General features: G+C 63.7%; 16 protein-coding genes. 10 read left to right on the top strand and 6 right to left on the bottom strand.

Annotation, left to right across the window (positions count from 1 at the left end; all coding sequences use genetic code 11):
• Nucleotide 1: 1 nt before the first annotated feature.
• From purQ to ACVMIM_RS22640, 3 genes are read left to right on the top strand one after another with little or no spacing between them, the layout of a single operon-like run.
• Complete coding sequence (gene purQ, locus ACVMIM_RS22630; protein ID WP_476114663.1) at nucleotides 2–670, top strand: phosphoribosylformylglycinamidine synthase subunit PurQ; 669 nt, start codon at nucleotides 2–4, stop codon at nucleotides 668–670.
• 39 nt (nucleotides 671–709) lie between these two features.
• On the top strand, nucleotides 710–1,120 hold the full coding sequence (locus tag ACVMIM_RS22635; protein WP_476114664.1) for a hypothetical protein: 411 nt from the start codon (nucleotides 710–712) through the stop codon (nucleotides 1,118–1,120).
• A 7-nt stretch (nucleotides 1,121–1,127) separates the two neighbouring features.
• Nucleotides 1,128–1,802: a Pr6Pr family membrane protein gene (locus tag ACVMIM_RS22640; protein WP_476114666.1), complete on the top strand. Its 675-nt coding sequence runs from the start codon at nucleotides 1,128–1,130 to the stop codon at nucleotides 1,800–1,802.
• Here ACVMIM_RS22640 and ACVMIM_RS22645 read toward each other — a convergent pair.
• Nucleotides 1,783–2,031, bottom strand: coding sequence for a DUF1127 domain-containing protein (locus ACVMIM_RS22645; protein WP_476117335.1), 249 nt, complete (start codon nucleotides 2,029–2,031; stop codon nucleotides 1,783–1,785). The genes ACVMIM_RS22640 and ACVMIM_RS22645 overlap by 20 nt on opposite strands.
• Before the next feature lie 91 nt (nucleotides 2,032–2,122).
• On the opposite strand from ACVMIM_RS22645, the gene ACVMIM_RS22650 reads away from it, so the two are divergent.
• From ACVMIM_RS22650 to ACVMIM_RS22665, 4 genes are all read left to right on the top strand, one after another.
• Nucleotides 2,123–3,532 (top strand): aminotransferase-like domain-containing protein, encoded by a 1,410-nt coding sequence (locus ACVMIM_RS22650; RefSeq protein ID WP_476114667.1) that lies wholly within the window; start codon nucleotides 2,123–2,125, stop codon nucleotides 3,530–3,532.
• 145 nt (nucleotides 3,533–3,677) lie between these two features.
• Nucleotides 3,678–5,909, top strand: a complete 2,232-nt coding sequence (purL, locus tag ACVMIM_RS22655) for a phosphoribosylformylglycinamidine synthase subunit PurL (protein ID WP_476114669.1) — start codon at nucleotides 3,678–3,680, stop codon at nucleotides 5,907–5,909.
• An 89-nt stretch (nucleotides 5,910–5,998) separates the two neighbouring features.
• A complete protein-coding gene (locus ACVMIM_RS22660) occupies nucleotides 5,999–6,526 on the top strand; it encodes a hypothetical protein (RefSeq protein ID WP_476114670.1) in 528 nt (175 codons plus the stop codon).
• A gap of 100 nt (nucleotides 6,527–6,626) precedes the next feature.
• Complete coding sequence (locus ACVMIM_RS22665; protein ID WP_040995401.1) at nucleotides 6,627–6,860, top strand: BolA/IbaG family iron-sulfur metabolism protein; 234 nt, start codon at nucleotides 6,627–6,629, stop codon at nucleotides 6,858–6,860.
• A 19-nt stretch (nucleotides 6,861–6,879) separates the two neighbouring features.
• Here ACVMIM_RS22665 and ACVMIM_RS22670 read toward each other — a convergent pair whose 3' ends face one another.
• A complete protein-coding gene (locus ACVMIM_RS22670) occupies nucleotides 6,880–8,079 on the bottom strand; it encodes a ZIP family metal transporter (RefSeq protein WP_476114672.1) in 1,200 nt (399 codons plus the stop codon).
• Entirely contained in the window at nucleotides 8,076–9,197 is a 1,122-nt protein-coding gene (locus tag ACVMIM_RS22675; RefSeq protein WP_476114674.1) for a multicopper oxidase domain-containing protein, read from the bottom strand. Before ACVMIM_RS22675 ends, ACVMIM_RS22670 begins: the two co-directional genes overlap by 4 nt.
• 263 nt (nucleotides 9,198–9,460) lie before the next feature.
• On the opposite strand from ACVMIM_RS22675, the gene grxD reads away from it, so the two are divergent.
• Both grxD and ACVMIM_RS22685 read left to right on the top strand, forming a co-directional pair.
• Nucleotides 9,461–9,796: a Grx4 family monothiol glutaredoxin gene (gene grxD / locus ACVMIM_RS22680; RefSeq protein WP_040981263.1), complete on the top strand. Its 336-nt coding sequence runs from the start codon at nucleotides 9,461–9,463 to the stop codon at nucleotides 9,794–9,796.
• Nucleotides 9,797–9,941: 145 nt separating this feature from the next.
• Nucleotides 9,942–11,210: a multidrug effflux MFS transporter gene (locus tag ACVMIM_RS22685; RefSeq protein WP_476114677.1), complete on the top strand. Its 1,269-nt coding sequence runs from the start codon at nucleotides 9,942–9,944 to the stop codon at nucleotides 11,208–11,210.
• Between the two features lie 140 nt (nucleotides 11,211–11,350).
• Here ACVMIM_RS22685 and ACVMIM_RS22690 read toward each other — a convergent pair whose 3' ends face one another.
• The 3 genes from ACVMIM_RS22690 to rpsD form a co-directional block, all read right to left on the bottom strand.
• Nucleotides 11,351–12,178 carry an inositol monophosphatase family protein gene (locus tag ACVMIM_RS22690; protein ID WP_476114678.1) on the bottom strand — a complete coding sequence of 276 codons (828 nt, stop codon included), beginning with the start codon at nucleotides 12,176–12,178 and terminating at the stop codon, nucleotides 11,351–11,353.
• Nucleotides 12,168–13,058 (bottom strand): tRNA 2-thiocytidine(32) synthetase TtcA, encoded by an 891-nt coding sequence (gene ttcA / locus ACVMIM_RS22695; RefSeq protein ID WP_476114680.1) that lies wholly within the window; start codon nucleotides 13,056–13,058, stop codon nucleotides 12,168–12,170. The genes ACVMIM_RS22690 and ttcA overlap by 11 nt, the downstream gene beginning before the upstream one ends.
• Before the next feature lie 106 nt (nucleotides 13,059–13,164).
• The gene (rpsD, locus tag ACVMIM_RS22700) at nucleotides 13,165–13,782 is read right to left on the bottom strand and encodes a 30S ribosomal protein S4 (RefSeq protein WP_040995412.1); all 618 of its coding nucleotides are present in this window, start codon (nucleotides 13,780–13,782) and stop codon (nucleotides 13,165–13,167) included.
• A 365-nt stretch (nucleotides 13,783–14,147) separates the two neighbouring features.
• Here rpsD and ACVMIM_RS22705 point away from each other — a divergent pair, with 365 nt between their 5' ends.
• The gene (locus ACVMIM_RS22705; protein WP_476114682.1) at nucleotides 14,148–14,351 is read left to right on the top strand and encodes a hypothetical protein; all 204 of its coding nucleotides are present in this window, start codon (nucleotides 14,148–14,150) and stop codon (nucleotides 14,349–14,351) included.
• Nucleotides 14,352–14,376 lie beyond the last annotated feature (25 nt).

Below are 14,376 nucleotides of genomic sequence, written 5' to 3' on the forward strand. Positions count from 1 at the left end.
AATGAAATCAGCCGTCGTCCTCCTGCCTGGCCTCAACCGCGACCGCGACATGATCGCGGCGCTGACCAAGATTTCCGGCCAGGCGCCGGCGACCGTCTGGCAGACCGACACCGAAATTCCCGATGTCGACCTGATCGCTATCCCCGGCGGCTTCTCCTTCGGCGATTATCTGCGCTGCGGTGCGATTGCGGCGCGCATGCCAGTGATGCGGGCGGTCGCCGAAAAGGCCGCCAAGGGTGTGACCGTCATTGGCGTCTGCAACGGTTTTCAGATCCTGGTCGAGGCGGGACTGCTGCCCGGCGCCTTGATGCGCAACGCCTCGCTGAAGTTCGTCTGCCGGCAGGTGAAGCTTGAGATCGCCAACGCCAACACCATGTTCACCCGCCGCTACCAGCCCGGACAGATAATCCGCTCGCCCGTCGCGCATCACGACGGCAATTATTTCGCCGATGCCGAGACGCTGGCGCGGCTCGAAGGCCAAGGCCAGGTGGTGTTCCGTTATGCCGACGGCACCAATCCCAACGGCTCGATCAACGACATTGCCGGCATCGTCAACGACAAGGGCAACGTGCTCGGCCTGATGCCGCATCCCGAGAACCTGATCGAAGCCGCGCATGGCGGCAATGACGGACGGGCGCTGTTCGAAAGCGCCCTCGGCATCGCGGCTTGATTCTTTAACATCCTATCGGAAGGCGGGGGCGGACTAGCCATGAGACTGACGATTGCTCGCCTTGCTCTCCTGGCCGCCACGGGGCTCGCCTTGGCTTCCTGCCAGTCCGGCCCCAAGACCTCGCCCGTTCCCTCAGGCAAAAGCGCCTCGCTGCTTGCCATGGAACAGGTCGCCATCGCGGCGCATAAATGCTGGATCGCCAGCAAGGATCCGGCTTTCAAGGCCTATCAGATGGCCAACGAACTCAATTCCTACAGCGGCACGCCGCGCTTCCTGCTCGTGCCCGCCAAGCACTATGGCGGCAAGCCGCTGCTGGTCGTGCAGGCGCAAGGCAATTCCAGCCGCGTCGACGTGTTCGGGCCGCTGATGAATGAGCCTCTCGGCGCGCGCATCGGTGCCGACATCGCCCGCTGGCAGGCCGGCAATCCGTCCTGCGCGGCTGCCGCGTGACCCTGCGATGGGCCGGTTCCTGCAGATCGCGGGACTGGTTATCGGGCTGATTGCGCTTGTCCTGCAATTCGCCATCACCATACCGGCATCGATGGCGGCGGGACGCAGCCTGCTCGGCTCGATCGTCTTCTATTTCAGCTTCTTCACTGTCCTCACCAACATCGCGGCGGTGATGGTTCATGCGGCACTGGTCTCGCCAGCCGGCTACGCCTGGTTCCCCGCCTTCGCCGGGCAACGCCTGCGGGCTGGCGTGGCGGTGGCCATCACGCTGGTCTTCATCGTCTACAGGACGGTGCTGGCGGGGCTTTGGCAACCGCAAGGCCTATTCCTGCTTTGCGACATCCTGCTCCACTACATTACGCCGTTGATCTTCGTATTGTGGTGGCTCATTGCCGGTGCCGATGGCACGACGCGCTGGCGCGATATCTCCTGGTGGATGATCTCTCCGCTCGCCTATCTCGCTTACGCGCTGATACGCGCGCCCTTCGCCGGCGAAGTGCCCTACCCGTTCCTCGACGTCGCCAGGAACGGCGCGGCCAGCGTCGCCGTCTCGGCCCTGGGCGTCACGGCATTGTTCATCGGATTGAGCGTGCTTGCCGTACTGATCGATCACGGCTCAGGCGGGTTGCGGGGCAAGCCCCGCAACCCGGATGGGATAAGCCTCACTCCCAGAACGCCTTGATGCCTTCGCGATGGGCGTCGCAGCGCGAGATGCCGATGTCCTTCAACTGATCGTCCGTCATCTCCATGAGTGCCAGGCGGCCGCGCCGGCGCTCCAGCATGCGGTCGATCTGCCTGGCGATGGAACGGAGCACAACCACCAGGCGGCCGGCGAAGCCGCGATGGGCCAAGGGCTTGGCCTGCGCGCCAAAAGCCGGGCGAGCATAGCGAATTGTCTCGATTGTATCCATTGTTGTCCTGCCTTGTCCCGATTGTACCTCGCCAATCGCGAGATCGATATGAATTGACTCATCTCGCGGTGCAATATAGAAAATTGTCACCATGACAAATTGGCTCCCCGATCTTTCCTCCGGCTCCGGCCCGCTCTATCAGCGTCTTGCTGACAGCATTGAGTCAGATATCGACAAGGGCGTTATCGACGCCGGTGCAAAACTGCCGCCGCAGCGCGACCTCGCCTATGACATCGGCACGACCGTCGGCACGATCGGCCGGGCCTATCAGTTGCTGCGCGAGCGCGGCCTGGTGAGCGGCGAGGTAGGTCGGGGCACCTACGTGCTTGGACAGCGCACGGAGGTCCCGAAATCGGATGTCGAGCCAGCCTTGCAAGGCACGCGCGCCATCGACGCGCCGAGCGGCAAGCTGCGCTTCGACAGCACCGCAGCGCCCGATTTCGGCCAGGGCGCGGTGATTGCCGACATGCTGGCGCGCACGGCGCAGGAGCATCCGCACGACATTTCGAGCTATACGCGGGATTTTCCCGAGCGCTGGTACGAGGCGGGGAGCCGCTGGCTGGCGCGCAATGCCTTCCGCCCCTCGCCCGATTCGATCGTGCCGACGCTTGGCACCCATGCCGCGGTCATGGCGGCGATCGCGGCACTGACCATGCCCGGCGACTACGTGGTCTTCGAGCATCTCACCTATTCACAGATCGCGCGCAGCGCCGGGCTGATCGGGCGCCGCACGGCGCTGGTTTCGGCTGACGAGGGTGGCATCGATCCGGACGATTTCGAGCGCGTCTGCGCGCAGAAACATCCAAAGGTGATGTTCCTGATGCCGACCGCGAAGAACCCGACCTTGGTGACGTTGTCGGCGGAGCGGCGGCAGGCGATCGCACAGATTGCGCGCGAGTACAATGTCGCCCTGATCGAGGACGACCTTTACGGCGAGCTCACCGACGACCCGACACCGCTGCTGGCCGAATATGCGCCCGAGCGCACGATCGTCGCCGGCGGTCTATCGAAGTCGGTCGCGGCCGGCGTGCGCGGCGGCTGGCTTTCCTGCCCGCCGGCCTATCGCCACCGCATCCGTGTCGCCCATAAGATGATGACCGGCGGCTTGCCCTTCCTTCTGGCCGAGGTCGGCACGCGGCTGGTGACGTCGGGCCAGGCGGGCGAAATCCGCAAGCGCTGCATTGCCGAAATCCAGGCGCGCCTTGCCATCGTGCGTGACGTGCTGACGGGGTTCGACGTCAAGGCGCGGGACAACGTGCCCTTCGTCTGGCTGACCTTGCCGGACCCGTGGCTGTCCGGCACCTTCAAGAACGCCTGCCTCGCGCAAGGCGTGCTCATCGACGACGAGGACGAATTCAAGGCCGGCCGCTCCGAGCAGGTCTTTCACGGCGTGCGCTTTGGCGTGTCGCAACCGCGGCAAAGCAAGGATGTCGCCGGCGGCGTGGCGGTCATCCGTCGTCTGCTCGACGAAGGCCGCGCCGGCTACGACAGTTTTTCCTGATCAAGCCGGCAAGCCTCGGAGCATCGCCGGCAGTGGCGGTTTTCCGGCATTTTCCCTATCTGGTGGGGGTGTATCGCGAGAAAGCTTGCGATAAGAGGAGACTCAAAGAAACGCCCCCTCTCCCCACGGACAAAAATCGCCGCTCATGACCATTTCCAATTCCGTGCCGATCACCCCCGAGCTCGTCGCCGCGCATGGGCTGAAGCCTGACGAATACCAGCGCATCCTCGATTTGGTCGGCCGCGAGCCAAGCTTCACCGAGCTCGGCATCTTCTCGGCGATGTGGAACGAGCACTGCTCCTACAAATCCTCCAAGAAATGGCTGCGCACGCTGCCGACCAGCGGCCCGCAGGTCATCCAGGGTCCGGGTGAGAATGCCGGCGTGGTCGACATCGGCGACGGCGACTGCGTCGTGTTCAAGATGGAGAGCCACAACCATCCCTCCTACATCGAGCCCTATCAGGGTGCCGCGACCGGCGTCGGCGGCATCCTGCGCGATGTCTTCACCATGGGCGCGCGGCCGGTGGCGGCCATGAACGCGCTGCGCTTCGGCGCGCCGGACCATCCCAAGACCCGGCATTTGGTCGCGGGCGTGGTTTCCGGCGTCGGCGGCTACGGCAATTCCTTCGGCGTGCCGACCGTCGGCGGCGAGGTCAATTTCGATGCCCGCTACAACGGCAACATCCTGGTCAACGCCTTCGCGGCGGGCCTTGCCAAGACCGACGCCATCTTCCTGTCGCAGGCCAAGGGCGTCGGCCTGCCGGTCGTCTATCTCGGCGCCAAGACCGGACGCGACGGCGTCGGCGGCGCCACCATGGCTTCGGCCGAATTCGACGACAAGATCGAAGAGAAGCGCCCGACGGTGCAGGTCGGCGATCCCTTCACCGAAAAATGCCTGCTGGAAGCCTGCCTCGAGCTGATGGCGTCGGGCGCCGTCATCGCCATCCAAGATATGGGTGCGGCCGGCCTCACCTGCTCGGCCGTCGAGATGGGCGCCAAGGGCGACCTCGGCATCGAGCTTGACCTCGACAAGGTGCCGGTGCGCGAGGAGCGCATGAGCGCCTATGAAATGATGCTGTCGGAAAGCCAGGAGCGCATGCTGATGGTGCTGCGCCCCGAGAAGGAACAGGAAGCCGAGGCGATCTTCCGCAAATGGGGCCTCGATTTCGCCATCGTCGGCAAGACCACCGACGATCTGCGCTTCCGCGTCATCCACCAGGGGGACGAGGTCGCCAATTTGCCGATCAAGGAACTTGGCGACCAGGCGCCGGAATATGACCGCCCCTGGGTCGAAGCGAAAAAGCCGGCGGCGCTGGCGGCAAACGATGCGCCGAAGGCCGATGTCGCGGACGCGCTGCTGAAAATGCTCGGCGGGCCGGACCTCTCCTCGCGCCGCTGGGTGTGGGAGCAGTATGACACGCTGATCCAGGGCAATTCGCTGCAGATTCCGGGCGGCGATGCCGGCGTCGTGCGCGTCGAAGGCCACCCGACCAAGGCGCTCGCCTTCTCCTCCGACGTCACGCCGCGCTATTGCGAGGCCGATCCTTACGAAGGCGGCAAACAGGCCGTGGCCGAATGCTGGCGCAACCTCACCGCCACCGGCGCCTTGCCGCTCGCCGCCACCGACAACCTCAATTTCGGCAATCCGGAGCGGCCCGAGATCATGGGCCAGTTCGTCGGCGCCATCAAAGGCATCGGCGATGCCTGCCGCGCGCTCGGCTTCCCGATCGTCTCGGGCAACGTCTCGCTCTACAACGAGACCAACGGCCGCGGCATCCTGCCAACGCCGACCATCGGCGGTGTCGGCCTGATCGCCGATTGGTCGAAAATGGCGCGCATCGGCTTTGCCGCCGAGGGCCAGATGATCGTGCTGGTCGGCGCGCCGCCGAGCTGGGGCAGCCACCTCGGCCAGTCGATCTACATGCGCGACATCCATGGCCGGGCCGACGGTCCGCCGCCGCCGGTCGATCTCGCGCATGAGAAGCGCGTCGGCGACCATGTGCGCACGCTGATTGCTTCCGGCATTGTGACCGCCGCTCATGACGTTTCCGACGGCGGCCTTGCCGTGGCGCTGGCCGAAATGGCGATGGCCTCCGGCATCGGCGCCACAATTCCAGGGCTCACCGGCACCGATCCGATCCCGGTCTGGTTCGGCGAGGACCAGGGCCGCTATCTGCTGACGCTGTCGATCGACCCGCAGAGTGGGGAATGGGACAGGATTCGCGAGCAACAGGGCAAGCTCGGCATCTTCGCACCCTGGATCGGCACCACCGGCGGGCATGAATTGAAGCTGGGTGACGCACGGCCGATCTCGGTCAGCGAATTGACCGCCGCCCATGAGGGCTGGTTCCCGCGCTTCATGGACCAGGCCAGTTGACCAGAAGCATGTCTCCCGAAAGTGTGCAGCGGTTTCGGGAGACATGCTTACGACAAAAGACTTAAATCATGTCGTATAAATCCTTTCTTATGCGACATGATTTAACCGCCAAGGCGCTGCTTGCAGCCGTCTTTTGGCCATCGCTGTTCTTTTTCTGGGTCCTCGGCCCGTTCGTCTTTCTGCTGCTGTCGACGACCTCGAGCGAGGTCTGTCCGCGGCTGGAAACCCGCGCCGAGTTCCTTGCGGCGGCCAACGGCACGCTGCCGATGCTCATCGCGCAGACATTGATCTACGCGGTTCCGATCGTGTGCCTGGTGCTCTGGAACAGGCTTTCTCCGGAGGCGGCGCGGGCATCGCTCATCGCGACCTGCATCAAGCTCTTCATCGTCGCGGTGGTGGTCGGGGCGGTTTGGGACTATGGCTCGTCCTTGGCGTGCGACGGCTACGGTCAGGCCTTTTTCTCAAACGCATGGCGGATGACGAGCTATCTTCCCGTCGTCAGCCTGGTGATCAACATCCCTCTTTACGTGCTGGTTTTCAGCCTCGGCCGCGCCTATTCGACGCGCGATGACATCACCGAAGACGGCGTGGTTCATCCCAGCCAGGAGAACCCCTAGGCTTCATCACCCGACGGAACGGCTTCAATCCGGGCCGGAAAGGCTTTAGGCTCACGCCGAGTCACATACACAGCCTGCGCGCTTGGAACAGGATTTTGCCATGGCAATGGATGCCCACGACATTGAAAAACTGATCAAGGAAGGCATTCCGGACGCCAAGGTGACGATCCGCGACCTGGCCGGCGATGGCGACCATTATGCGGCGGAAGTAGTGGCCGAGAGTTTTCGCGGCAAAAGCCGTGTCCAGCAGCACCAGATGGTCTATGACGCGCTGAAGGGCAAGATGGGCGGCGTGTTGCACGCGCTGGCACTACAGACCAGCGTCCCGGACTGAGCCTTGACACAGCCGCAGTTCAAACCTTGACCAGCATCGCCGTCAGATACATGAAGCCGACGCCGGCTGCCAGCCCGGCCATTGCGGGCGGTGCAAGCAAGGCGCGCGAGCCATCGGTGCGCTGGCGAAGCTGCAGCGAAACCATTTCGACGATCACTTGCAGGATCGCCCCGGCGCCTACCGCCAGCGCCAGCGCCGACCATTGCGGCGCATAGGCGAGGCTGCCGATCCATAGACCGACGACGGCGGGCCCGCCCGCAAGCAGCGTCAGTGCGACGAAAGCGCTGAGCGGCGGTCGCTGCTTCAAGATCGGCGCGGCGATGCCGATGCCTTCGGTGATGTTGTGCAAGGTAAAGCCGAGAACCAGGAAAGTGCCGAGGCCGGCCGCACCCGAGGCGAAGGCTGCGCCGATCGCGAGCCCCTCCCCGAGATTGTGCAGGCCGATGCCGAGCGCAATAAAGGTGGCGAGCGCCAGACCGGTCGGGGTTCCCCCGCGCCGGCCCGCCGCCACGAGCAGGAGGAAGCTGGCGGTAGCTGCGAGCACGATCAGGGTCGGCCCCTGGAACAGGGCGGCTGCTTTGCCGGCCAGTTCGAACGCGTCCTCGAGCGTGTCGACGAAAAGGAAGGCGAGCAGACCGACGGTCATCGACAGGAGGAAATCCATGCCGCCGCGACCGGTTCCGCGAAGCGCCGGATAGAACATCAGGCCGATCGCCACGGGCAGGATGCCTACGAAGGCGCCGAGCACCGCCTTCCCGGCGAAGCTCGGCGAATCGCCCGTCGGCGTCGGTACTGCGACGGCGATCTCATGGCCGAACGTCGTCCCGGTGCTGGTCACGACGTTGACCGCATGCGCCTCCCCCAGCACCCAAGGGTATGGCAGCGCGATCCACGCCGTAGCGCCGCGCGCGATCGGCCCCGGCGGATCTTGCGTGAATTGCCAGTAGGCGTCGTCGACCTGGACCTGCGCGATCGTCATCGGTTCCGACCCGCCGGCCCGCACGAGGATTCGAATGCCGTCATTGCCAAGTATCGTCCGCTCGAAGGTGAGGTTCTCGACCGGCGGCGCGCCGTTGCGAAAGCCCGACAGCGGGTCGGAAGAAACCATCCATGCGACCGCGAGCCCCAGCACGGCGAGCGGCAGTACGATCCAGAGCAGAGAGGCCCAGCGCGACCGGCCGGCCTGTGTATCCCGCGAGGTCTGGCCGACATCGGTCAAGACACGGTCTCCACGACGTCGAACATGCCCGACCAGCCGAGTTCGGTGAATTCGGACTGGTGCGGATGGAACATGTAGAGCCCGGGTTCGTGCTCCTTGAAATGGAATTCCAGGATACCGCGCTCGGCCTGGCATTGCGTGATCAGGTCGACGGTCTTCAGTGTCGGGGTAAGGGTAGTGCCCTGATTGTAGTAGTCGAAGAAATTGGCATGCAAATGGAAGGAGTTGATTGGGTCGAATTCGACCAGGTTGACAAGATAGATCCGGACAGGCTTGTGCCTCAGCACCCGTATCGGCTTCTTCGCGTAGGCATGGGCGACGGTGTTGACGGCATAGACCTCGTTCTCGTTGTCGAAATTGGTGTCGAAGGCGTTCATCACCATCACGAATTCCTGCCAGCCGGCATTCTCGGGCGTGCCGAGCAGGCGCGGGCGGACGACCGCCTCGTGCTCCGGATGCCGGGCGGGGTCAGGGTCGACCACGAAGGCGCCATACATACCCTTCTGGATGTGCCGCTTCAGCGGCAGTGCGTGGCAATGATAGAGATGGCAGCCGAACGGCTTGGCGTCGAACTCGTAGACGAACTCCTCGCCCGGCCCGATCAGGCCGGCGCCGGGAACGCCGTCCATCCGTGCTGCATGAATGCCGTGGAAATGCATCGAATGCGGATGCGAGCCGTTGTTGCGGAAGACGATTTTCAAACGATCGCCTTCGGTCGCCCGCAGCGACGGCCCCGGCACGCGGCCATTATAGGTCCACGCCGGAAACAGGATGCCGGGCGCGATCTCGATCTCCTTGTCCTCGGCCGTGACCTCGAAGGTGCGGAGCGTTCGCCCATCCGGCAGCATCGACACCGTTCCGGTCTCCCAATCGCCGAGCAGCTTCGCGGGATCGAAACCGTTGCGGCTGTCGTCGACCTCGCCGACCGTGATCATCGCCCCATGCGCGGACAGGTGCGCCGGTTGCGGTTCGACCGCCGCCGACGTTCCATGACCCTCGTGGCCGCCCTGCCCGCGCGCCGCGCTCGCCACCACCGCAGTGCCGCCCGCCGCCAAGCCGCCGGCCAGAAGCAGCCTTCGATCGAGCTTGTGTTCCAGCAAGGATTTCGCTTCGCGCATGTCCGCTTCCTCCACGCGCCAGGAAGAATAGCGCATGCTTCAAGATTTAGCTATAGCTACATTTTGGCGAATGCGCATCCGGAAACCGGGGGAGTCACTGGGAGGGATTTGTCCGGCCTGCCGGCCCGAATTGGCCCAATGGCGGACCAAAGCTTTGCGCCATTCAAGTAGCGTCGCGGCTAACGTCTTGTTTCAGCCACCCTATGGGTTTATTTGAAGGACATGCTTCGAGCCTGACTCCCACAGGCGTGAAAGGATTGTCCATGACCGGCATCAGCGACTACATCGACAATGAAGTGAAGAGCAACGACGTCGTGCTCTTCATGAAGGGCACGCCCGGCTTCCCGCAATGCGGGTTCTCCGGCCAGGTGGTGCAGATCCTCGATTACATCGGGGCGGACTACAAAGGCGTCAACGTGCTCGACTCGGCCGAATTGCGCCAGGGCATCAAGGACTATTCGAACTGGCCGACCATCCCGCAGCTCTATGTGAAGGGCGAATTCGTCGGCGGTTGCGACATCGTGCGCGAGATGTTCCAGGCCGGCGAGTTGCAGGACTTCCTCGTCGAAAAGGGCGTCAGCGTCAAAGGCGCGGCCTGACTGAATCGCACCGGCCAGCCGGCCGGCAGCGCTAATTTCCGGGGCAGCCCCCACCTCGGCATTGTGGTTCCCTAAGCTCGGGAACGAGACGAATTCATGCGCCGGCAGTCCGGCGCATGTTCGTTTGAAACGATCGGATCTTGCGGTGGACAAGCAGGCTGTGGCGCAGCAATCGGCAACCAATTTGCCCATTCCGCGCTGGGAATTCATCGCGCTCTGCGCGGCGCTGATGGCGCTCAATTCCTTGGCCATCGACATCATGCTGCCGGCACTGCAGCAGATCGGCGCCTCGCTCGGCGTCGAGAGCGAGAACCACCGCCAATATGTCATCACCGCCTATATGCTCGGCTTCGGCGGCGGACAGCTTTTGTTCGGGCCTATTTCGGATCGCTTCGGGCGCCGCGCGCCCCTGGTCTTTGGCCTGGTCGTCTATGTCGTAGCCGCGGCCGCCGCCGCCATAGCGCCCAGTTTCGCCCTGTTGCTGACCTGGCGCCTCGTCCAGGGCATCGGCGCGGCCGCAACCCGCGTCATCGCCGTCTCGATCGTGCGCGACACGTTCGAAGGCCGGCGTATGGCCGAGGTGATGTCGCTGATCTTCATGGTGTTCATGGCCATCCCCGTCATCGCGCCCGGCATCGGCCAGTTCGTCATGCTGTTCGCCAGCTGGCACTGGATTTTCGTGACCATGGCTATCGGCGCGCTGATCGTTTCGACCTGGGCTCTGCTGCGCCTGCCTGAGACGCTGCATCCCGAATATCGCCGCCAGCTCACGGCAGGATCCGTGCTCGGCGGCTTCCGCATCGTGCTCACCAATCGGCTCACGCTTTGCTACGCCTTTGCCAGCACGTTCATCTTCGCGGCAATGTTCGGCTTCATCAGTTCGGCGCAGCAGATCTACATCGACATCTTTCACGTCGGTGAATTGTTCCCGCTGATCTTTGCCGGCGTCGCCGGCGTGCTAGCCTTCTCCAACTATCTCAATTCGCGGTTGGTCGGACAGATCGGCATGCGCCGCCTGTCGCAAGGCGCGCTGCTTATCTTCCTGTGCATCAGCCTTGCCTGGCTGGTGGTCTCGCTGGAGATGCAGATGCCGCTCTGGCTCTTCATCACCTTCTTTGCCGGCGCGATGCTGCCATTCGGCGGACTGGGCGCGAATTTCAACGCCTTGGCCATGGAGCCGCTCGGCGAACTCGCCGGTACGGCGGCATCCATTCTTGGTTTCATGCAGACTTTTCTCGGCGCCCTGATCGGAGCGGCGATCGGCCAGGCCTATAACGGCACGGTAACCCCCCTGGCCGCGGGCTTCTGCAGCGTCTCGGTCGCGGCCTTGCTGATGATCCTGATTGCAGAGCGGGGCAGGATGTTCCAGCCCCACAATCCCCCCGTTTCGGGGCACGTCACCGATCTGCACTAGAGCATTTCACCGTTTCACGGCAACGGTGAAATGCTCTATCTCCTTGTTTTTACGCAATTCCGGACGGAAAACCGCTTACACTTTTCCTGGAATTGCTCTAATTGCTCTCTGGCCGGCAGATCGCCGGCCGGGCGCAGATTCTACTCGGCCCAGAGCTCGCGGCGCAACTCGTCCCAGCTCTGCTTGTCGGGCGCGACCAGAAGGCCGCCGTCGACATGCGAGGGCAGGTAGGCGCTGCCATCGACGCGCGCGACATAGCCGCCCGCTTCCTGATGGATCAGCGCGCCCGCCAGATGATCCCAGGGCATCAGCTTGTTGTAGAGCACGAAATGGGCGTGGCCGCTGGCTAGAAGCCGATATTCATGGGCCGCGCAGCGATAGGCGAATTGCGACAGCGTCTTGGTCTGGTTGCGAGCAAGCCGCGAGCGTTCAGGCTCCTGGAGAAACTGCCAGGAAACGGCGCCGGTCATCTGCGACATCGGCACCGGCGCCGCGACTTGTACCTTCTCCAGCGCGCCATGCGCATGGCGGATATGGCTGCCGGCGCCCTTGGCGCCGATCAGCCAGTCCTCGCCGACCGGGTCATAAATGATACCGGCGACGGTCTCGCCGTTGACGACGACGCCGGCCATGACGCCGAACAGCGGCACGCCGGACGCGAAGTTGAAAGTGCCGTCGACCGGATCGACGACGAAGGCAAGCGCAGCATCGCCAAGGCCCGACAGCAGCGCCGGATTGTCGAAGCAGGCTTCCTCGCCGACCACCATGGCGTCGGGATAGCGCTCGAGCAGCCGGGCAGTGATCAGCCGTTCGGCGTTGACATCCGCCTCGGTGACGAGGTCGGCGGCGGACGTCTTCTGGCGGACGTCGCCCTCGCCCAGCCGGCGGAAGCGCGGCATGATTTCAACCCTGGCTGCATCGGCAAGAAGGTCGGCCAGCCAGTCGATCGCGCGGTCGTCAAATGTCATTGGAAATGTCTTGCCCCGTGTTCGTGGCGAGCCCCGCGAAGTCGAACAGTTTCCTGTCCAACAGATGCGAAGGCCTTACATTGGTCATGGCGCGGATCATCGTGTCCTTGCGGCCCGGCATGCGCTTCTCGATGTCGTCGAGCATCGCCTTCATGGCATTGCGCTGCAGCCCTTCCTGGCTGCCGCAGAGGTCGCATGGGATGATCGGAAATTTCATCGCATTGGCGAACTTCTCGAGGTCGGCCTCGGCACAATAGGCAAGCGGCCGCAGCACCATGACGTCGCCCTCGTCATTGAGGAGCTTGGGCGGCATGGCGGCGAGACGCCCGCCATGGAACAGGTTCATGAAGAAGGTTTCGAGGATGTCCTCGCGGTGATGGCCAAGCACCAGCGCCGAACACCCCTCCTCGCGCGCGATCCGGTAGAGATGGCCGCGCCTGAGCCGCGAGCAGAGCGAGCAATAGGTGCTGCCCTCCGGAAGCTTGTCGGTCACCACCGAGTAGGTGTCCTGGTATTCGATGCGGTGCGCGATCCCGTTGGCGCTGAGATAGTCGGGCAGGATGTGTTTTGGAAAATTCGGCTGGCCCTGGTCGAGATTGCAGGCGAGCAGTTCCACGGGGAGCAGCCCGCGCCATTTGAGGTCGAGCAGGATGGCGAGCAGGCCGTAGGAATCCTTGCCGCCGGAGAGCGCCACCAGCCAGCGTTCGCCCGGCTTCACCATGGCGAAATCCTCGATCGCCTGGCGGGTGAGCCTTAAGAGCCGCTTGCGCAGCTTGTTGAATTCGACCGAGGACGGCACGTCGCGGAACAGCGGGTGGAAACCGCCGTCAATCTCGTCGCCAATCGGCTCGAGGGATTTCACGTCTGGCAGCATGTTCATGGCCCCGGCCTCATGGTTCGGTTGGCGCTCGGCTTAGCGGACCTGACCGCCAAAGAAAAGGCCGCCCCGAGAGGCGGCCTTGGATGCTGCGGCTGGTTGGTCCCGATCAGCGCGAGTAGAATTCGACGACCAGGTTCGGTTCCATCTGCACGGCGAACGGAACGTCCGACAGGCCCGGAACGCGAGCGAAGGTCGCGGTCATCTTGTTGTGGTCGGCTTCGATATAGTCCGGCACGTCGCGCTCGGCGAGAGCGACCGATTCCAGCACCATGACGAGCTGCTTCGACTTCTCGCGCACCTCGATCACGTCGCCCGGCTTGCAGCGATACGAACCGATGTTGGTGCGCTTGCCGTTGACGTTGACATGGCCGTGGTTGACGAACTGACGGGCGGCGAAGATGGTCGGCACGAACTTGGCGCGATAGACGATCGCGTCGAGGCGCGACTCCAGCAGGCCGATCAGGTTCTCGGAGGTGTCGCCCTTGCGGCGGTTGGCCTCTTCATAGACCTTGCGGAACTGCTTTTCCGAAACGTCGCCATAGTGACCCTTCAGCTTCTGCTTGGCGCGCAGCTGCAGGCCGAAGTCGGAAAGCTTGCCCTTGCGGCGCTGGCCGTGCTGGCCGGGGCCATATTCACGCTTGTTGACCGGGGACTTCGGGCGACCCCAGATGTTTTCGCCAAGACGGCGGTCGATCTTGTATTTCGCGGATTCGCGCTTGCTCATCGCATTCCCTTTCAAAACAATATACCCGGAACCCATGGCTCCGGGCGAAGGAAACGCGCCCTCCTCTGGCCTCCGTTTTCGAGACCTGACAGGGTTTCCCACGCAAAGCGACGGAAAACCCACGGGACACGTCAAAACAAACCACCGGGCGTCGCCACCCGGTGTTGGTGGGCCTGTTAAACACAGATTTAACCGCTGTCAAGCTTGTGGCTGGCGGTGCCGACGCCAACCCGATATCATCCCTGCGTTGCATGCGGCGCTGGGTGTGGCGCAAAGTTGCACACCGGCATCGGGGCGGATGCGGCGTCTTAGGACACAACGCCCTGCATTGATGAAGGGACTGGAGCAGAGGAGTCCGAATTCCCATGAAGAAATTCTTCCTTACCCTGACTGGAGCCGCCGTATTGGCCGGGTCGATGGCGGTCATGATGCCTGAGCCGGCCATGGCCAGGCATTGGCATGGCCACAAGCAGGTGTGCCGCGTCGTGGTGAAGAAAAGAGTGGTGTGGCGCCACGGGCACCGCCATGTCGTCCGCTACAAGACGCGGCACTGCTGGTGGCGGCGCTAGCTGACTGCCTGGCCTTATCCAGACG

This window comes from Mesorhizobium sp. USDA 4413, from assembly GCF_056280365.1.